This is a genomic window from Sorangium sp. So ce117 (assembly GCF_051524395.1).
In the GTDB taxonomy this organism is placed as follows: domain Bacteria; phylum Myxococcota_A; class Polyangia; order Polyangiales; family Polyangiaceae; genus Sorangium; species Sorangium cellulosum_B.
Window position 1 is genome coordinate 12491126 of the sequence record NZ_CP150309.1, and the last position, 19982, is coordinate 12511107.

10 protein-coding genes are annotated in these 19982 nt (G+C 72.6%); 7 read left to right on the top strand and 3 right to left on the bottom strand.

Features of this window, described 5'->3' with window-relative positions:
- The first annotated feature begins 124 nt into the window (after positions 1-124).
- From WMF46_RS46830 to WMF46_RS46850, 5 genes are all read left to right on the top strand, one after another.
- Entirely contained in the window at positions 125-1249 is a 1125-nt protein-coding gene (locus WMF46_RS46830) for a hypothetical protein (protein WP_437983177.1), read from the top strand.
- A gap of 84 nt (positions 1250-1333) precedes the next feature.
- Positions 1334-2752: an SIR2 family protein gene (locus WMF46_RS46835; protein ID WP_437983178.1), complete on the top strand. Its 1419-nt coding sequence runs from the start codon at positions 1334-1336 to the stop codon at positions 2750-2752.
- Between the two features lie 327 nt (positions 2753-3079).
- Positions 3080-3511: a hypothetical protein gene (locus tag WMF46_RS46840; RefSeq protein ID WP_437983179.1), complete on the top strand. Its 432-nt coding sequence runs from the start codon at positions 3080-3082 to the stop codon at positions 3509-3511.
- A gap of 104 nt (positions 3512-3615) precedes the next feature.
- Positions 3616-6687 carry a hypothetical protein gene (locus tag WMF46_RS46845; RefSeq protein WP_437983180.1) on the top strand — a complete coding sequence of 1024 codons (3072 nt, stop codon included), beginning with the start codon at positions 3616-3618 and terminating at the stop codon, positions 6685-6687.
- The gene (locus WMF46_RS46850; protein WP_437983181.1) at positions 6684-8276 is read left to right on the top strand and encodes a hypothetical protein; all 1593 of its coding nucleotides are present in this window, start codon (positions 6684-6686) and stop codon (positions 8274-8276) included. Before WMF46_RS46845 ends, WMF46_RS46850 begins: the two co-directional genes overlap by 4 nt.
- A gap of 185 nt (positions 8277-8461) precedes the next feature.
- Here WMF46_RS46850 and WMF46_RS46855 read toward each other — a convergent pair whose 3' ends face one another.
- Positions 8462-10618, bottom strand: coding sequence for a S41 family peptidase (locus WMF46_RS46855; protein WP_437983182.1), 2157 nt, complete (start codon positions 10616-10618; stop codon positions 8462-8464).
- A gap of 560 nt (positions 10619-11178) precedes the next feature.
- On the opposite strand from WMF46_RS46855, the gene WMF46_RS46860 reads away from it, so the two are divergent.
- Positions 11179-15912, top strand: coding sequence for an nSTAND1 domain-containing NTPase (locus tag WMF46_RS46860; protein WP_437983183.1), 4734 nt, complete (start codon positions 11179-11181; stop codon positions 15910-15912).
- A 317-nt stretch (positions 15913-16229) separates the two neighbouring features.
- Here the strand turns inward: WMF46_RS46860 and WMF46_RS46865 are convergent, their stop codons facing one another.
- Together WMF46_RS46865 and WMF46_RS46870 are read right to left on the bottom strand one after the other, a co-directional pair.
- On the bottom strand, positions 16230-18050 hold the full coding sequence (locus WMF46_RS46865; RefSeq protein WP_437983184.1) for a hypothetical protein: 1821 nt from the start codon (positions 18048-18050) through the stop codon (positions 16230-16232).
- A gap of 588 nt (positions 18051-18638) precedes the next feature.
- Entirely contained in the window at positions 18639-19388 is a 750-nt protein-coding gene (locus tag WMF46_RS46870; RefSeq protein ID WP_437983185.1) for a Uma2 family endonuclease, read from the bottom strand.
- 111 nt (positions 19389-19499) lie between these two features.
- Between WMF46_RS46870 and WMF46_RS46875 the strand changes: the two genes are divergently transcribed.
- A complete protein-coding gene (locus tag WMF46_RS46875) occupies positions 19500-19892 on the top strand; it encodes a hypothetical protein (RefSeq protein ID WP_437983186.1) in 393 nt (130 codons plus the stop codon).
- The last annotated feature ends 90 nt before the right edge of the window (positions 19893-19982 follow it).

The window sequence follows — 19982 nt, forward strand, 5'->3', positions numbered from 1 at the left end:
GGGCGTGTCGCGGTGGAATCGTTCGGCCAGCGCAGCCTCGGCGACGGGGTCGCGGACCACAAGAAAGAGGCAATTCAGAGGACAACAGGGTATGTGGCCAAGTACACCGATGGCCCGTGCGAGGATGCCCAGCGGATCATCTCCGGCGCGGAAGCCGCCGCAGAGGACGGGCCTCTGCCGCCTGCCCCCGGCGCGCGCCCCGCGCTGGGATCTTCCCGCGCTCGCCGCCGCGGCGGTCGTCGTCCAGCTGAGCTTCGCCCTCCCGGCCGCGGCCGCCGAGCCGCGCGCCGTCGTGGCGATCACGAGCGGCGCATCTGCGCCGGCCGCGCCGCGGCTGCCCGACGCGGCGGCGCCCATCGAGGTGCGCGTCGCCCTGTCGCGCGGCGCGGCGGAGGAGGTCTCCAGCGTCCGCGTGCGGCGCCTGCTCGAGATCGAGCTCCCGGACGGCGCGGCGCTGGCCGCCGAGCCGGTCGGCCCGCTCGGCGACCGCGTCGTGACCGTGTGGGTCGACCGGCCCACCGCGGCGCGCCTCGAGATCCAGGTGCGCCTCGACGGCCGCGCCGTCCTGCGGCGGCAGATCGCCGTCTCCGGCCTCACCTCGGACGTGGCCGCGCGGCTCGTCGCGATCGCCGCCTCCGAGATGATCGTCGCCGAGATGCGCCGCGCGCGCGCCCCGCGGCGGCCGCCGTCGCCGCGGCGCCCCACCCAGGACGAGGTCGAGCTCGCCTCGCGCGATCTCGACACCCTGTCCGTCTCGGCCGGGCCCTACGCGGCGGTCGTCTCGGGCGGGCCGCGGGTGCTCGGCGGGGCCGGCCTCGCGCTCGGCCTGCGGCGCCTGCGGCTCACGGAGTCGCTGTTCGCCCGCCTGCTGGCCGCGCCGTCCGGCGGCGAGCCGCTGCGCTGGATCGAGGCGGGCTTCTCGGGGGACTACCGCTTCTGGCTTGCCGCCTCGTGGCGCCTCTCGATCGGCGCCACCGCCTCCGTCGCAGCGCTCAGGCTGCCCGCCGCCGTCTCCGTCGATGGCATCGCGGGCGAACGCGATACGTGGTCCGCCCGCGCTGGCCTCGGGCTCGGCGTGGAGACGCGGCTGGGCGGCCCGGTGTGGCTCGGGCTCACGCTGGATCCGGGGATCGTGCTCCGGCCTGCGCCCTACGAGGACGCCCGCGGGGAGGCGGGCGCCGTCGAGGGGGCCTGGCTGGGGGTCGGCCTCTCGCTCGCTACCGAGCGGCGCTCCGCGCCGCCGCGGTGAGGGCGCGGCGCGGTGAGGGTGCGGCGCGGTGAGAGGGCGGCGGGCGCCGCCCGCTGGCGCAGATCCGCGGTATCGTGATCGCTGATGGATGAAGAGATCCTCGAGCAGCTGCGTGAGCGCTACACGTCAGGGAATCTGATCGTCTTCGCAGGCGCCGGCGTCTCGGCGGCCGCGGGCATGCCCACCTGGAAGCAGCTCGCCGAGAAGCTGCGCGACCGCGCGCGGCGGCGGAGCGCGGACCCGGCGGTCATCGACGAGATCCAGCAGTACATCTCCTCGAACCAGCTCATCAACGCGCTCTCCGCCGCGAGGCTCGCGCTCGGGCCGCAGGACTTCAACTGGACCGTCGACAAGGAGCTCGACGACACGGGCCGCGACGTGCCGGAGCTGGCGCGGGCGATCGCCGCGCTCAAGCCGAAGCTCAAGGCCGTGCTCACCACGAACATCGATCGCTTTCTGGAGCGCGCGTTCCAGGGCGAGTGGCGCATGGTCGATCGGCCGGCGGGCGACATCGCCATGGACAGGTGCTTCATCCTGAAGCTGCACGGCACGCTGCGGGCGTGGGACACCTGGGTGTTCTCGCGCGACCAGTACGACCGGGCGATCTTCGGCTCGCCCCTGCTTCAGGACGCGTTCGGCGCCCTCTACCGCACGCACTCCATCCTGTTCGTGGGCTTCGGCCTCGCCGACGACAACATCGACCAGACGCTCGCCCGCGTGCGCGCGCTCTCCGGCGGGCAGCCGCCGATGCACTTCGCGCTGCTCCCGAAGGGGGTGCCGCCGTTCCGCCGCCGGCTGCTCGAGGAGTCGGGCGTCCGGCTCATCGTCTACGAGAACCAGGCGGGCGATCACGCGGAGGTCGCCCAGGTCCTCCTCGGCCTGGAGCCGGGCGCGGCGCCGCCGCCGCATGCCGCTGCGCCGCCGCAGGCGGCCGCGCCGCCGCGCGCCGGTGCGCGGGCCCAGCAGCAGTCGTCGCCCACGTTGCCCTCGTCGCTCGTGAAGGCGCTCGCGGCGTCGCAGACGTCGACCCCGAGCGCAGCGGCGGCGCCGCGGCCGGTGCGCGTCTTCTTCTCCTACGCCTCGCGCGACGAGGAGCTCCTCGCGCGCCTCGAGGCGCACATGACCCCGCTCAGGCGGGAGGGGCTGATCGCGCCGTGGCACAGCGGGAAGATCGACCCGGGCGAGGACACGGAGCGCGCGATCGGCGAGCAGCTCGAGGCGGCCGACCTCGTCCTCCTCCTGGTGAGCGCGAGCTACCTCGCGTCCGAGCAGGGCGACGCGCAGGTGACGCGCGCGATGGAGCGGCGCGCCGCGGGGCAGGCCGTTGTCGTGCCGATCCTGCTCCGCCCCTGCGACTGGGAGACGACGCGCTTCGCCGAGCTCCAGGCGGTGCCGCGGGACAAGAAGCCCGTGACCAAGTGGCCCGATGAGGACGAGGCGCTCCTCCAGGTGGTGCGGGAGATCCGCGCGGTCGTGACGAAGCTGCGCCCGTCGCTGAGGTGAATCTGCGCGCCCTCGCCCGAGCGGCGGCCCTGCCGCGCTCGTGCGGCGGCTCTGTGCTGCACGAGCGTGCGCGAGCGGCGGCTCGGCCGGCGCCGGGCGTATTCCGTACTCTTCCGCCTCATCGGCTCATGAAGGATCGCCGCTCCGCGTGATCGGCGCCGGGCAGCCCGGCGTGCCCGGAGAGCTCTCTGCATTTTCTCGGGCTCTTCCGGGCCTCTGGCCTTGTCGCGCTGCGCGCCGCAGCGGGCGCGGATGCACATCGGGACGCGCATGCGGCTTGCTATGCCCGCTGGGCGCACAGCGCCAACGAGCGGAGAGGTGGCCATCGTGAGCCCATTGCACAGAGAACGGATGGTGACGGCCCGCGAGAGCAGCCAGCCCGAGGCGCGGTTCGCCGACGAAGAGGTCCCACCCGAGTCGGGCCGCCAGCCGGCCGTCTACACGGCGCGCGGCGGGCCGACCGGAGAGCCCTGGCCGGAGCGCGCGCCCGTGCTCACGCCGGAAGAGGCGCGCGAGCTGTCCGAGCGCTGGAGCGCGATCCAGGCGGGCTTCATCGAAGCGCCGCGCCTGTCGGTGGAGCAGGCCGATGCGCTCGTGAACGAGGTGATCCAGCGGGTCACGCAGAGCTTCCGGGAGGAGCGCGCCACGCTGCAGCGCCTCGTCGACGGCGAGCCCGGGCGAGCGGAGGCGTCGACGGAGGAGCTCCGGCTCGCCCTGCGCAGGTACAGATCGCTGCTCGGGCGCCTGCTCGCGTTCTAGTTCCACCCGCCAGGGGTCCGGCCAGGCTGGCCCGCGCGCGGGTACGACCGGGGCGAGCGCGCCGCTTGCGCGGCGCCCTGTAGCGGGGGCTCTTCGCTTCTGGCATGGTCGCCGCCATGCTCGTCCGCAGCGCTCTCTCCTGGGTTCCACGCGGTCCGCGGCGCGACGCACGCCGCCTGACCGGCCCCGCGCTCGGGCGCCGCGCGCCAGCGCTGCTCGGCGCCGCGCTCGCCCTCTCCCTCGGGTGCTCCGGCGCCGCGCCGGCTCCCGTCGCGCGCCAGGCGCCGGTCGTGAAGACGCCGCCCGCGCAGCCGAAGGCGCCGGAAGGGCCGCCGCTCCTGCCGGCCCGCGTGATCGCGGAGCTCGACGACGAGGACGCGACGCCCTACTTCGCCCGGCGCGGCGACGAGGCGCTGCTGCTCCACGCCGCGGGAGGGCGCTTCCGGACACGCATCCTCGGCGCGGACGGCGCGCCGCGGGGGGACACCGTGGACGCGGGGCCGGTCGCCGCCGACGTGCCGGTCGCCGCGCTGCGCGCCACGCCGCAGGGCTACATCGCCGCCTGGATCGAGCAGATCGAGGGGAGCCGCGCGGTGCGCGTGCTCGCGCTCGACCCCGCCGGCAAGCCGAGCGCCCCGGCGAGCCTCGTCGCGCAGACGGCCGAGGAGATCTCGTGGCTCGACGTGCTCCCGAACGCGCAGGGCGCGCTCGTGCTGTGGGAGATGCCGCGCGAGGCCCAGGGCGACGCGGCCCGCGCCGGCGTCGCCCACCCCGGCGTCGACCGCGTCGACGTGGTCATGACGGTCGTGGCGCAGGGCAAGGGCGCCGCGATCAAGCCGACGGCGCCCGCGTCGGTCGCGCGCGAGGTGCTCGGGTGGCACGCGGTCGCCACCGAGCGGGGCGCGGCGGTCGCCCTCGTGCTCCCGCCGGCCGCGCCGCGCGGCCGGGGCGAGGGCAAGCCCGCGCGCAAGGCGGAGGCGGAGGACGCCGCAGAGGACGGGAAGCTCGGATCCGTCGCGCTGCTGGAGATCGACGCGGCCGGGAAGGTGTCGGCGCCGGTGGTCGTCAGCCCCGAGCCGACGGCGCAGATCGATCTCGAGATCGCCTCCCTCGGTGGGCGTTACCTGCTCACCTGGACCGACGAGCGGGACATCGACGGCGCGGTCTACCTCGCGGCGGTCGAGCCGGGCGGCAAGGTAGTGGTGGCGCCGCGGCAGGCGACGCCGCCGTCCGGCGAGCAGGCGCTCGTGTCGCTCGTCGCGCCCTCCCAGGGCGGAGGCGGACGGGCGCTGCTCGCGTGGGAGGACCTGCTGCGCGCCCGCGGCGGTGAGGTCGGCGGCGCGGGGGCGCGCGGGCCGGGGCGCCTCATCCACCTCGCGTCGGTCGGCCCGGACGGGACGCTCGGCGCGGAGCGAGCGGGGCTCGTCTTCAGCGCGAGCGGGCCGCCCGACATCGCGGCCGACGGCGACGGCTTCGCCGCGGTGACGCTCGCGCCCGCCACGCTCAAGATGGCGCGCGACGGGGCGGCCGCGCCGCCGGTCTGGCCGACGTTCGTGCGGTTCGGCCCGGATCTCTCGGTTCGGGCGGCAGAGCCGGTGCGCGCCGCGCCGTTCGCGGCGACGGACGGCGTGCCGTACCTCGTGCGCGGGCTGACGTGCCACGCGGGCGCGTGCGCGACGCTGGCGAGCGCCGCGCCCGGCCCGCAGCCTGGCGGCGCGGCGGGCGCGGCGGGCGCGCGGGCGCCGCTCGCGCTGGTGTCGCTCCCGGTGCGCGAGAGCGCGTGGCGCGCGCCCGCGTTCCGGGAGGACAAGGACCCGCCGCCGCGCGCGACCGCGGTGCGCGCGCTCGCCGAGGGCGACTCCATCGCCGAGGTCGCGGCGGTCGAGCTCGACGGCGGCGCGGCGCTCTCGGCGTGGGTCACGTACTTCGTCGAGGGCGCGTCGGACGCCGCGCCCCGCGGGCAGGAGGTCTCCGCGACGCTCGCGGTGCGCGCCGTGTCCCCGGGCGGCCTCGGCAAGCTGAGCGTCCTCTCGCAGAAGGCGTCGTCGCTCGGCGGCGTCGCGATCGCGGCGGCGCCGCCGCTCCCGGCCGACGCGAAGGGCAAGGGCGCGACGCAGGGCGAGAGCGTGATCGCGTGGGTCGCGCGCGAGCGGGGCGAGACGCAGGTGTACCTGACCAAGGTCGACGCGACGGGCGCGAAGGTCGCGCAGAAGAAGCTCACCACGGCGCCGCGGAAGAAGCAGGGCGGCGCCGCGAGCGAGGCGTCCGACGTGGCGATCGCCTACGACGGCGCGGGGGGCTTCATCGTCGCGTGGATCGACACGCGCGACGGCAACGCCGAGGTGTACGCGGCGCGGGTGGACCGCGCGCTGAACCGGACGGCGCCGGACCGCCGCATCACGAACGCGCCGCTCGACGCGGCCGAGGTGCAGATCGCCGTGCGCGGCCAGGAGGTGTGGCTCGTGTGGTCGGACGCGCGCACGGCCGGCGGCGCGGCCGCGGGCGGCGTGGCTGCGGGCGGCGCGGCCGCGGGCGGCGCGGCTGCGGGCGGCGCGGCTGCGGGCGGCGCGGCTGCCCAGGCCGGCGCGGCTCCTGGCGGCGGCGCGGCTGCGGGCGGCGCGGCTGGCCAGGGCGACGAGCCCGGCGGCGACATCTTCCTCGCGCGGCTCGATGCGAAGACGCTGCAGCGGATCGGCGACGAATCGCGCCTCCATGCATCCTCGGAGCACTCGCGCAGCCCGGTGCTCGCGCCGCTCGAAGGCGGGCTCTTCGTCGGCTGGATCGACGAGCCGGCCGACGAGTCCGGCGGGGGCGCGGGGGCCGGCGGGCGCGCGCGGCTCGTGCGGGTCGACGGCAACGGAGCGGTCCAGGGCCCGCCCGTCGTGGTGAGCGGCCCGGACGGCGCGGCGGTGTCGTCGCTCGCGCTCGCGTGCGACAAGATCTGCCGCGGCGTGCTCGCGTCGGCCCCGGGGGACTCGGTGGAGCTGAACGCCTTCACGCTGGCGCCCGGGGACGTGTCGGCGCCCTCCCTGAAGCCGCTTGCGTGGCTGACGGGCGGCGCGTCGCAGGACGTGTCGCCGGCGTTCGCGGGGCGGTCCGGCGCCTCGCTGTTCTTTGCGGACGACGCGGTGAGCGGCTCGGGGCGCGTCCGGTGGATGACGATCGCATGGCCGTGAGCGGCGCAGATCGCGCTCGCCGGCGGCTCGCCGCGCCGCTGCGCGCGGGCGGGCTCCTCCTCGGGGCGCTGGCCTCCGCGCTCGGCTGCCCCGGGCCGCCGGAGGTGCCGGTCCCGCCGCCGCGCAAGCCGGCCGGTGCGGCGGTGTTGCCGGCCTGCAAGGACAGCGGCTGCTCTCAGGCCGGGGCGCTGCTCGCCGCCGCGCGGGCGTTCAGCGACGTGCGGCACGACTACCTCCTCGACACGTCGAGCGCGATGGTGCCCGGCCGCGGGCTGTCGAGGAGCGCGGCGGGCGCGTTCTCGCCGGTCGGCCTTGCTTGCGCCCGTCCGAAGGCGGAGCCGGCGGCGCCCGCGGCGACAGGCGCGCCCGGGGCGGCGGCAGCGCCCGCGGCGCAGACGGTGGCCGCGATCACGGCGGCGCCCGCGGCGGCGCCGGGTGCACCCGCGCCGGCGCCGGGCGAGCGCGCGATCGACTTCCGCTACGTTGGCATCGCCGTCGACTCGGTCCTCGTCGGCGCCGACGTCGATCTGCCGGCGTACTTCAGCGCCGGAGGGACGCTCGACCGGCGACGGCTGCGGCTGGTCGCGATGGCGCTGGTCGCGGACGAGGATCCGCAGTTCTTCGAGCCGACCGAGAGCGTGGTGCCGGCGGCGACCGGCGGCTGCGCCTGCGGTCGCGCGACGCATTTCATCGGGGCCGTGAAGCGCGGCGCGATGGTCGCCTACGAGACGGACGTGACGGCCGGCGAGGCGCACGGCACGGCGCTCGGCCTGTTCAAGGCCCGGCTCGAGGCGGGGGACCGCCGGGTGACGATGACCTCGGTCGGGGAGCTGGCCATCGAGGGCGTCGAGGGCGCGCCGGTCGCGGGCGCGAAGGGAGGCGGGCAGGCGTTCGGCGCGCTGCGGATGGAGGTCAAGAAGGCGGTGCCGCTCGCGTACGCGATCTACCCGGTGGCGGACGTGTGCCGCTTCTCGCTCGCCGAGCCGGAGATCGCGCCGCTGCCCGTCGACCTCGGCGTGGTGCCGTACGGCGCCACGGGGACGGCGCAGGCGCTCATCACGAACCGGGCGCAGGTCGACGTCCGGGTGACCCACGGCGAGCGCACGGTCGAGGTGCCCGCGCACGGGAGCGCGGAGCTCGCGTTCTCGTGGACGCCGGAGGGCGCGACGGCCGGGTGCGAGCGGCAGACGCGCCGGGACACGTTCGTCGTGCAGCCGAAGGACGCGTCCGCCCCGGTGGTGCCCCGCGAGCGGGCCGTCGTGGTGCCGCTCCAGGTCACGACGGGGATGCCGACCTTCTCGAAGCACGAGCCGATCGCGACCGAGACGGGGCGATCGCCGGACTACGGCCGGGCGAGCGCGGACTGGACGTGCCCGGCCGGCTACGTGGTCGAGCAGTGCGAGCCGCAGCTGGCGAGCTGCCTGTCATCGACGGGGAGCTGCAACGCCGAGGGATACCGGCTGACGGCCGAGGCGACCGCGGACGGGCGGGGGTGCGCGTTCCGGTGCACGGGGCCGAGCTCCACGATATGGGGCGACCACGGGTGCTCCTACACGGCGGCCATGGTGTGCCGGCTGGGGTGCAACTAGGGGCGGGACGGGGAGCCGCGTTCGTTCCTTCCGGAGGGCGCCCGGAGCGCGATCGCGCCTGGAGGGCGCCGGGCTTGGACGGGGTGGTGAAGGACGCCCATGGAAGGGCGCCGGGCTTGGTCGGGACGATCTCGGTTCTCGCCGCGCTGTCCAGCGTGCATGTCATCGCGACGCCGATCTTGGGCTCACTCCCCGGTCTCTAGCCATTCGACCGCGCGGTCGAGGACTTGGTCCTTGCCGGCCCGGACACCGGCGATGGTCGGCGCGGCGACCACGTGCGGCTGGATGCCGACGCGCTGGAGCTGGCGCCCGTCGGCGTGGCGCACGTCGTGCCCCGTGAAGCGCAGGGTCAACCCGCCGGGCAGGCGCAAGTTGGTGACGTCTCCGTTGGCCCCTGCGGTCGGCGTGCCGATGAAGGTAGTCCCCGACGCCGCCTCGAAGAACAGGCAGGAGTGCTCCGCCTGGCTGATCGCCCGGTCGTCGATCAGCGTCACGGTCCTGCCGGTGTATATCCAGCCGGTCCCCTGCGGCAGCCGCTGCTCGAAGAGGATGCGCTGCGACCGCTCTTCGACCCTCGTCACGCCGAGATGGTAGGCACGGCGGAACTGGGCCCCCACCGTCGCGTTCTTGACGTTGATCCGCGGCGCGATGTCCCAGGCAGTGCCGTGCGGGTAGCCGCGCATGTCGAAGAGGAGCGCCTTGATCTGCCTCAGATCCTCGAACATGGCGGGGACCTGTTTCGAGGTGAGCTGCGTCAGGTCGACGTAACCGATCTGCGGCGTGATCAGATGCCAAGGCCGCTTCTCGGCGGATCGTGAGCTGTCATAAAACCGAAAGTCACGGAGAGCCGTGATCTCGCGCTGCACGCCGTCCGCGCCCTCCACGGTGACCCTCGCGCTCGATCCCGCAGGGCCGAGAAGGAGCCCTTCCGCCAGGAGCTGGGCGTGCGCCGCCGTCGTCGACGCGGGGACATACGGCGCGCGACGCTGCATGATCGCCTGGGCCGGCTCGCCATCGACAGCGACGATGACATCCCCGACCCGGAACCCCGCATCGCGGGCCGCCTGCGCATCGCGGAGCCGGGTCACGGCCGGCAACCCCTCCACGAGGCGCGTCTCGACCGGCGCCGGCGCGACGCCCAGGAGCGCGTCGAGCACGGCGCTGCCACTCAGGTGCGTATGGCCGTCGGCGATACGCGCCGCGAGCTCGGCGAGGGTGAGCGCCCACTCCCGCTCGCCCTTGGCGGCGATGACGCGCGGGATGAACTCCGGCAGGACCGCGCTCCAGTCGCCGATGAGGTGCTTGTATGGATAGAATCGATCGATCACCGTCCAGAGCCGAAACAGCGCGAGAAGCCGGTATTCGACTGCGGGGTACGTCATGCCCTCGTAGGGTTCGTCGTCCGAGGCGATCGCCGGGGGCAAAGGCACGTTCTTCTCCCACTGCTTCGCCGGCTTCACCCTGGCGCGGGCGAGCTTGACGGCGACCGGGATGGGATCCTTGCCCGCGGGCACCGTCGTGTCGGCGCGCAACGGCCCCCAGAGACCCTCGTTGACGCGTACGACCGCGCGAAAGCCGCCGGGGAGAGCATGGGTGCGCGTGTCGGATGAGTCGCGTATCGGGCCCGCGGCCACGATGGCGCCGTCCTTGCTGAGCTGCATCGCCCACGCGAGCGCCGGGACGCCGCCCCTATCGTCAACCACGAAGACCACACGCCGCGGCGGGCCGCCCTTCTGCTTCGCGGCGAACCGCTCGACGGCTCTCTGCTCGAATCCGCGGTAGTAGCCGCCTGAGGAGTAGCGCGTTTGTGGCGGCCACCCGCTCCAGACCACGGTGCGCGTGGCTGGACCGGACAGGTCGCGCCAGACCAGCACGGGCGCGAGCTGCTGGAGGGCGGTCCAGGGGCTGCCGATCGTCTCCTCTCCCATGCGAAGGTCGATGACGATGCGGGTGGACGTCTCGATCTCCTCCCGGACGGCATGGATCGCGGACCAGTCCTGGTTCTCCAAACGATCCTCCACGGCGCGCAAATTCACGATCAGGACATCGCTGTCGCGGCGGTGGGTGACCGAGGCCGCGGCAGGCGAGGGCGCGGGGGTCGAGGAGACGGTGGTGGCCCGGGCCTCTTGCGGCGGCTCGATGCCCGTCGCCGGGTCGCCGAGCGTGGCGAGCATCTCGTCGACAGCCACGGCGAAGGCGGCGTCATCGGCTGCCGTCCGGACCCTCGGCACGGCGCGGACGAGCGGACCATCCCAGTCGAAACGCTCCGTGGCCAGCCTGGGGTGGAAGAGCTTTACCGTGCCCCACACCGCGGCGAGCGCAGCAAGGCGCTGGATCTCCACGGTCGGCGTTTGCTGGACCAAAGCCGAACCGGCCACGAGCGAAGCGCTGTTGGAAACGTCGGCAGAACGGCGCGCGTGCATGTGTCCTCTCCCCCGATCGGAACCCTAGCGACCGGGGCAGCGCATCGGGAGCGCGTCAATCTCGGGGTAGCAGTCCCAACGCCTGCACCACGGCCTCAGCGAACCAAGATGCTAGGAAAGTAAGCAAAACAAGTAACCAGGACAATATCAACACCGCCACTCGGGCCGTCACAAGGACAACCGCGGCACCAAGACGCGACGATGGACGAGGTTTCTGACCGAGAAATCCCAGAGCGTGGCCCGAAAATGTGGAAATGGCTCAGCCGGGGCAGACAGAACACGGACGCCGGACGCTGCGTGAGGATGATGCTACGATGCTATAGATGATCGAGGCTGCCTGAGCATCGGGCCGGGTACGTCGTTGAGCTCTCTCGCCAGAGCGGCGCGACACGCTCGACAGCCGGGATCGCTGGGTATCGAGGCGGGGTGAGGGCACTTCGCCCGGAGCTGCCGCGCGAGGTGGCAGCGTCGGAGGGGCCATGCAGGAGAGCCGGCAGCCGAGCGAGGAGGCGAGCTGCGACGCCGAGGCGCTGGTGCGGCGACCGCCGGACGGCCCGAGCCTGAGCAGCGCTTCTGGTGAAGAGGCCGAGCGTACGGTCGCGCTCACCGGCCTCGCGCCCCCGGAGGGCACAACCGGCGCGATGCCCGAGGAGCCAGCGCATGAGGGCGCACTCCTTCCGGCGCAGGACGCGAACTCGCTGGCGGAGCGCGCTCCGGGCTCCAGGCTCGCGGACGTCGGCGGCACGATCAAGCACTACGAGATCATCCGCAAGCTGGGCCAGGGTGGCATGGGGATCGTGTACCTGGCCCGCGACACGAAGCTCGGCCGCCTCGTCGCGGTCAAGCTCCTCCACGAGCACAGCGGCCAGGGGATCGGGCGCTTTCTGGCCGAGGCGCGCGCCACCGCGCGCTGCAGGCACGAGAACATCGTGGTCATCCACGAGGTCGACGAGATTCACGGACACCCGTACATGGTGCTCGAATACATCAAGGGCCGCACGCTGCGCGAATGGATCGCCCAGCGCGAGCACCCCGGCGCGCTCGAGTCCACCCCCAACAGCGCCGGTGCCCCGCCAGGCCCGATCTCGCCCAGCCCGGCTGTCGAGCTCATGATCCCGGTGGTCCGCGCGCTCGTGTGCGCGCATGAGCTCGGGATCGTGCACCGCGATCTCAAGCCCGAGAATATCCTCCTCGACGACACCGGGCGCATCAAGGTGCTCGATTTCGGCATCGCCAAGCAGCTCGAGGCCAGGATGATCTCGACGGTCACGGGAGCACGGGCGGCGCTCTGCGGAGGTGCCAATGAGGCACGGGAAAGCGCGGTCATCGGCACGCCGCCGTACATGTCGCCCGAGCAATTGCGGGGCTGCGACATCGATGCTCGCGCCGATCTCTGGGCCGTGGGCATCCTGCTCTACGAGCTGGTCACGGGGGCGCACCCGCTGGACCCGTTCTCGCCTGCGCGGCTCTTGGATATCGTGGACATCGACCTGCCCATGCCGAGCGCCAGCCAAAGGCGCCCGGACGTGGGCGCGCTCGGCGCCGTGATCGGCCGCTGCCTGAAGAAGCGCGCAGCGGAGCGCATCGGCTCGGCCTCAGAGCTCCTGGCCGAGCTCGAGGCGCTCCTGCCCGGTCGCAGGGCGCTCGATCTTGGCGCGGGCGAGAGCCCGTTCGCCGGCCTCGCCGCATTTCAGGAGGCGGATGCCGCTCGCTTCTTCGGCCGCGACCACGAGATCGCAGCCATGGTGACCCGGCTGCGCAATCAGCAGCTCGTGGTCGTCGCCGGGCCCTCCGGGGCGGGCAAGTCGTCGTTCGTGCGCGCCGGCGTGATCCCGGCCCTGAAGCGCTCGGGCGACCGCTGGGAGGCGTTCGTCCTGCGCCCGGGGCGCCGCCCGCTGTCCGCGCTCGTCGATGTGCTCGCCCAGATCGCCGAGCCGGAGTCCGCCGGCGCGACAGGCTCGCCCGAGCTCTCCGATCATGACGGGCTCGTCGCCACGTTGCGCGCGCAGCCGGGTTACCTGGGCGCTCGGCTGCGCGCGCGCTGTCGCCGGGAGGGAAAGAGGCGCCGCATCCTGTTCTGCGTCGATCAGTTCGAGGAGCTCTACACGCTGGGCGCCACGCGCGAGGAACGGGCCGCGTTCGTCGCCTGTCTGGAAGGCGCGGCCGACGACGCCACCTCGCCCCTGCGCGTGCTGCTCGCCGTTCGCTCGGATTTCCTCGATCACATGGCCGAGGACCACCATCTCATGATCGACGTGGCCCGCGGGCTCTCGTTCCTGCCACCCATGGAGCGAGAGAGCCTGCGCGAGGCCTTGACGAGGCCGCTCGAAGCGGCCGCATATCGCTTCGAGACCGCGGAGATGGTTGAGCACATGCTGGACACGCTCGAGCACACGCGCAGCCCCTTGCCGCTCCTGCAATTCACGGCCGCGAAGCTCTGGGAGGCGCGGGATCGCGCGCTCCGGCTCTTGACGCGAGACAGCTACGAGCGGTTCGGCGGTGTCGCCGGGGCCCTGTCGGCCCACGCGGATGCGGTGCTCGCGGCGCTGCCGTCGCGCGAACAGCGGCTGACCCGGGCGGTGCTCCTGCGCCTGGTCACGCCCGAGCGCACGCGCGCGGTGGTGAGCCTGGAGGAGCTCTGCGAGCTCGCGACGGACGGCGGGGGAGACGCCGCCCTGACGATCGCGCAGGTGGTCCAGCACCTCGCCGGCGCGCGGCTCCTGCTCATCGAGACCGGCGGCGAGCGCGAGGGCACGACCGTGGAGCTGGTCCATGAATCGTTGATCGACAGGTGGGCGAAGCTCAGGCATTGGCTCGCCGAGAGCGAGCAGGACGCGCAGTTCCTGGCCCAGCTGCGCGCCTCGGCCCAGCCGTGGGAGGCGAGCGGCCAGCCCGAAGGGCTGCTCTGGCGCGATCGTGCGGCGGAGGGCGCCAGGGCGTGGTACGAGCACCGCCGCGCGCACGGCGCCGCGTGGCGTGCCGGGCTCGGCAAGCGCGAGGAGCGCTATCTCTTGGCCGTCGTAGCCCTCGCCGAGCGCGCGCGGCGCGTGCGCCGGCGGCTCGCCATGGGTCTGATCGTCACGCTCGGCGCGATCACGCTCATCGTGTCCTACCTGGCGATTCGCGCCAAGACAGCAGCGTTTGCGCAGGCCGAAGCCCTGCAGGCGCGCAACGCCACCCGTATGGCCGCGGCGCGCGAGTTGCAAGCCGATCCGACGACCGTGCTCTCGATCTTGCGTGAGGTCGAGCCGCCCGATGTGCCGCGAGGGTGGTCCGTCCTCGCGCGCTGGGCGCTGCACAGCTGGGTTGCTCGTGCGGTGCTCACCCATCCGGATGTCGTCGCGCGTGCGGGCTATAGCCCCGACGGCAAGCGCATCGTCACGGCGTCGCACGACAGGACCGCGCGGGTGTGGAACGCCGATGGCACGGGCGAGCCCCTGGTCCTCCGCGGACACGAAGACCGGATCCGGTCGGCGGTGTTCAGCCCCGACGGCAAGCGCATTGTCACCGCGTCCGATGACAAGACCGCGCGGGTGTGGAATGCCGACGGCACCGGCGAGCCCCTGGTCCTCCGGGGTCACGAGGACATCCTCAATTCGGCGGAGTTCAGCCCCGACGGCAAGCGCATTGTCACCGCGTCCTGGGACAGGACGGTGCGGGTGTGGAATGCCGATGGCACCGGCGAGCCCCTTGTCCTTCGTGGCCACGACGATACCGTCTACTCGGCGGCATTCAGCCCCGACGGCAAGCGCATTGTCACCGCGTCCGGTGACAAGACCGCGCGGGTGTGGAACGCCGACGGCACGGGCGAGCCCTTGGTCCTCCGGGGTCACGAGGATGGGGTCTGTTCGGCGGCGTTCAGCCCTGACGGCAAGCGCATCCTCACCGCATCGCTCGACGAGACCGTGCGGGTGTGGAGCGCCGGCGGCACGGGCGAGCCCCTGGTCCTTCGCGGTCACGAGAATGGGCTCTTGTCGGCAGCGTTCAGCCCCGACGGCAAGCGGATCGTCACCGCGTCATGGGACAAGACCGCGCGGGTGTGGAACGCCGATGGCACGGGCGAGCCCCTGGTCCTTCGCGGTCACGAGGATGGGCTCCGATCGGCAGCGTTCAGCCCCGACGGCAAGCGCGTCGTCACCGGGTCGTACGACAGGACCGCGCGGGTGTGGAACGCCAACGGCACGAGCGAACCCCTCGTCCTCCGGGGTCACGAGGACGAGGTAAATTCGGCGGCGTTCAGCCCTGACGGCAGGCGCATCGCCTCCGCGTCCGAGGACAAGACCGCGCGGGTGTGGAATGCCGACGGCACGGGCGAGCCCCTCGTCCTCCGGGGGCACGAGGACGAGGTAACTTCGGCGGCATTCAGCCCTGACGGCAAGCGTATCGTCACTGGGTCCTTCGACAGGACCACGCGGGTGTGGAATGCCGACGGCACGGGCGAGCCCCTGGTCCTTCGTGGCCACGAGGATGGGGTCTTTTCGGCGGCGTTCAGCCCCGACGGCAAGCGTATCGTCACTGGGTCCTTCGACAGGACCGCGCGGGTGTGGAACGCCGACGGCACGGGCGAGCCTCTGGTCCTCCGGGGGCACAGGGCTTGGGTCTTTTCGGCGGCGTTCAGCCCCGACGGCAAGCGCATCGTCACCGGGTCGTACGACAAGACCGCTCGCGTGTGGAACGCCGACGGCACGGGCGAGTCCCTCGTCCTTCGCGGTCACGAGGATGTGGTCTTTTCGGCGGCGTTCAGCCCTGACGGCAAGCGCATCGTCACCGCATCCTGGGACCAGACCGCTCGCGTGTGGAACGCCGACGGCACCGGCGAGCCCGTGGTCCTCCGGGGTCACGCCCACTGGGTCTGGGGGGCGGCGTTCAGCCCAGACGGCAAGCGCATTGTCACCGCGTCCCGAGACAAGACGGTACGGATATGGAACGCCGACGGAACGGGCGAGCTCCTGGTGCTTCGCGACTCCGATTCCCCGGTCACCAGCGTAGCGTTCAGCCCCGATGGCAAGCGCCTGGTCACCGCGTCCGAAGACAAGGCCGTGCGGGTATGGACCGATCTCGAGCCGCTCCGCGCCGTCGATGATCCGAAGCTGTGGAGTGCGACCTCCTACTGCATGCCCATCGAGCGGAGGATGGAGCTTCTTCGCGTGCCCGAAGCCACGGCTCGAGCCCATCAGGAGGCCTGCCTGCGCCGCGTTGAGCAGGCCCGCTGAGGGACGAACAGACGGGCAGGTTGGATCCCACCGGCGCGCACGGGCGAACACGGACGACTGCTCTGGCGCGCGGTCACGTCCACGATCGTGGATCGCTCACGAGCACGCGCACGGCACGGCGCTCGGCCTGTTCAAGGCCCGGCTCGAGGCGGGGGACCGCCGGGTGACGATGACCTCGGTCGGGGAGCTGGCCATCGAGGGCGTCGAGGGCGCGCCGGTCGCGGGCGCGAAGGGAGGCGGAGGCGGACTAGCGCTACGGCCGCGTGTCGCGGAGTCTCCGCCACCTCGAGGGCGACCGCCCGCGCGTGCTCAGCCGGTCACTGGCGCGGGGAGCGCCCGAGCGGGCGCGCATCGGGGGCCGAGCCCCCCTGCGCCGGGCCGCTCTCGTCCGCCCCCTGGAGCGCCATGCTCCCAGGCTTGAAGAAGATGCTCCTGAGCTTGCCCGCGAGCTGGTCGAAGGCGCGGAGCGCCATCACCTCGTAGACCCGGTCATCGGGAGGCGCGCTCGCGAGGTTGGCCCCCAGCCCTGCCGTGCTCGTGTACTCCACGGTGAACTCGTCCGGGGGCATCACCTTCAGCTTGAAGTCGAACGCGTCGCGCACTCCGGGGATCCGCATGGTCCCGTCGAAATCGACCAGGATGCCGACGAACGCTCGGTCGCTGCGCTCGCCCGAGTACATGGTGCCGGACGAGCCGACATCGTAATGGATGTAGATCGTCGGAACGCTCGGATTGACCCTGGCTGCGCCGGCGTTGTCGGTCAGGCGCTCCCCCTGCTTGAGCTCGAGGATGTCCGTCGGGAAGACCCGCTTGAAGCCGGCCGCCAGGTTGTTCACGATGGCCGCCTCGCGAGGAAGGGAGTGCTCGACATCGAAATGCTTCGCGACGGGCGCCACGCCCGCGCCCCGCGGGCGGAGGGCCTGCGCCTTCTGCTGCAAGACCGCATCCAGCTTCGCGAGCATGTCGGTGGAGGGCGGGTCGAAGCGGACCTCGACGGTCGACCGCTCGCTCTTCTCCAGATACGAGATCAGCTTCTCCATGAAGCTCAGCATGACCGGGTCCGATGTCGAGGCTTGCGCTCGAAAGTCGGCCAGCGTCTTCGAGAAGAGCTCATGGACCGCGGCGCGCGTCTCTCCCTCCACCACCGATCCCGGGTACTTCTTGAGGACGGCGCGCAGCGCGGTGACGCTGCCCTCGCGCTTTGCTTCCGTGAGCGCGGCCCGGGGGAGCAAGCTGGTCTTCACTTCATCGAGGTGCCTGCGGCCTGAATGGATATAGCCCTCGTAGGCGAACTCGCTCCCTACCTCCTTGGCGGTACGGAACATCGCCTCGTCGCTCAGGAGGTTGCGCACGTACCACAAGGGCAGCGCGAGGATCACGGCCACCAGCGTCGATGCGCCCGCGATGAAGCCGGGGTGGAGGAACGACGGCATCGTGCCCACACGCGGCGCGTGGCCGCCCGCTGCGTGCGGTGGATCGACGGCCACGAGCCTGTCCCAGGCGTCGTCGCGCCGGACCTCGAAGAACGGATCCAGCGCGATGAGCTGCTGCACGTCCCTCGACGCGAACGCGGCCCGGAGCGCCTGCCGGGACCACTCGAGCTCGCCCACCTTGGCCTGGACCTCTGCCTGCGAACGGACGTCGAACGACTGGCTGACGTTCCCTTGGAAGCTGAAGGTGATGCGCGAGTGGGAGTAGACCCCATTCGTGTGGTGGTGTACCGCGCCGACGTTCACGAGATCCGACATCGGGATCATCGTCAGCTTGGGCCCTGTCGCGTCGACGTAGTCCGCCGGCAAGAGATACCGGCCCGCCCTGAACGGGAGGGTCGACTTGAACCTGAGCCGCTTGATGGCCATCAGGGTCGACACGAAGAGCAGGAAGATGCTGCCGGCGTAGCCGAGAAGGTGCCCCGTGCCCTGAACGCCTGACCAAAGCGATCCAAAATGATTGCAGACGAGCACCAGGGTCACGGCGGCGGCGGCCAGCGCGAGGAAGCTCCATCCGAGGATCCCCGCGCCTGCGTTCGTCGGCGCGGAGAGGATCGGCCTGGGCGGGCCCTGACCATCGAGGCACCGAACGAGCCGATCGCGGACGGGATCGGGCAGCGCATTGAACATGACATGTCGTACAGGCATGGAACCCCCAGGCAATCAGGAGACGCTATCATCGGCCCCGCGTGTGCAGCAATCGCGATGTGGAAAATTACGCTCTGGCGAGCCGCGTCTGGCAGCGTGTTCCGAGACCTCGCACATCGGTGGCGTTCAGGCACGCTGGCAACACGCCGCAGGTGTCGTGATCGAGGGCGCATGGCGCGCCGGCCGCCGCGCGGGCGGGAGCCCACGCTCAACCCATGTTCGAGGATGACCATGAACATGAATTCGATGCGCCGCGGTGTCTCTCTGGTCCTCAACGTTCGCCGCGCGGCGGCCCTCGCCCTGGGGCTCTGCGCCCCCGGCGGCTGCGCCGTGGTGCAGCCGCCGGAAGACGAGATGGTGGAACAGGGGCTCGCCCGGATCACGGGCCTGCACCTCGAGGACGGCGCCGAGGTCCACTTCTACGGGCCGGAGGAGGGGCGCGTGATGGGCTTCACTACCTTCGCGCTCCCCGAGTCGCTGGAGTGGCTGGCCTTTGCGGCGTCTTACTGCAGCGGGAGCGGCTACGATTTCGACGATTGCTGGAGCGACAGCACCATCGGCCCCACGGTCGAGATCACGACGAGCGCCTCACCCCGGCGAGCGCCGCCGCTTCAGCCGCTTCCCCTTGGCCTGGGCGAGCTCCGCCCGCAGCGCCTCCACCTCGGCTTCCAGCTGCTTGTTCGCCTCGCGCGCCCTGGCTTCGGCTTTCTCCGGCGTCAACAGCAGATCATGGCCTTCGCGGTCGCGCGCCAGCCGGAGCATCGGGCCGACCGACGGATCTTCCACCACGGTCCAAAACAGCCCCAGCGCCTCGCACGCGCGGAGCTCCGGGTCGCCGGGTGCCCGCTCCACGAGATCACCGTCGTGCGCGTCCCAGACGCGGATCGGCCGCTCCCGATCGTCGGGATGGAAGCGCACGACCTCGCGGATCCCCGAGGCACGGTAGTGCACGAGCTTCTCGTCCCAGTCGGGCTCGCCCTCGTCCGGCTCGCTCACGATCTCCACCGCGAGGTCGGGCGCCCCGTGCAGCCATGTCTTCCAGGTGCGGAAGGTCCGGTGAGGGACGCCCAGCCGGACGAACGCGTCGGGGGCGAGGCGCTTCTTCGGCGTCGTCGGATCCCAGTAAACGAACTGGTCCGACCCGAGGGTCGCCACCTGCGCGAACTCGCGCTTGAGGATCAGGTACAGCGCGGTGCGGAGCTCCAGATGGCGGTTCGTCTCGGGCACTTCTTCGCTCTCCGGGAAGTACACCGGCTCGGGCGGGCGGCTGTAGACGTGCGCGCGCATCCCTTCGCCAGGCGCAGCGGACGGGCGGACCGTGGGCTCGATGGCTGACATGCCTGCGCGGAAGGTACCACGAGCGCCGTCATGCGGCATCGCCCGGGCGGGCCTGCGGGTGGGACCAAGAGGGAGCAGGAGAAGGGCGTCGCCCGCGCGCGAGGTCTTCCCGTGAGGCCTCGACGCGTGCGCTGGTCGCGGCTCAGGGCGCGCGAACCAAGCGAGCGGGCCGTCGTGGTGCCGCTCCAGGTGACGACGGGGATGCCGACCTTCTCGAAGCACGAGCCGATCGCGACCGAGACGGGCCGGTCGCCGGACTACGGGCGGGCGAGCGCGGACTGGACGTGCCCGGCCGGCTACGTGGTCGAGCAGTGCGAGCCGCAGCTGGCGAGCTGCCTGTCATCGACGGGGAGCTGCAACGCCGAGGGATACCGGCTGACGGCCGAGGCGACCGCGGACGGGCGGGGGTGCGCGTTCCGGTGCACGGGGCCGAGCTCCACGATATGGGGCGACCACGGGTGCGCGTACACGGCGGCCATGGTGTGCTGGCTGGGGTGCAGATAGGCGGAGCGGGCTGTGCATCTCGAGCGCGGAGATGGGTACGACCCATCTTTTGTTGGAGGCACGGCCGCCGGGGGATGGGTGCGACCCATC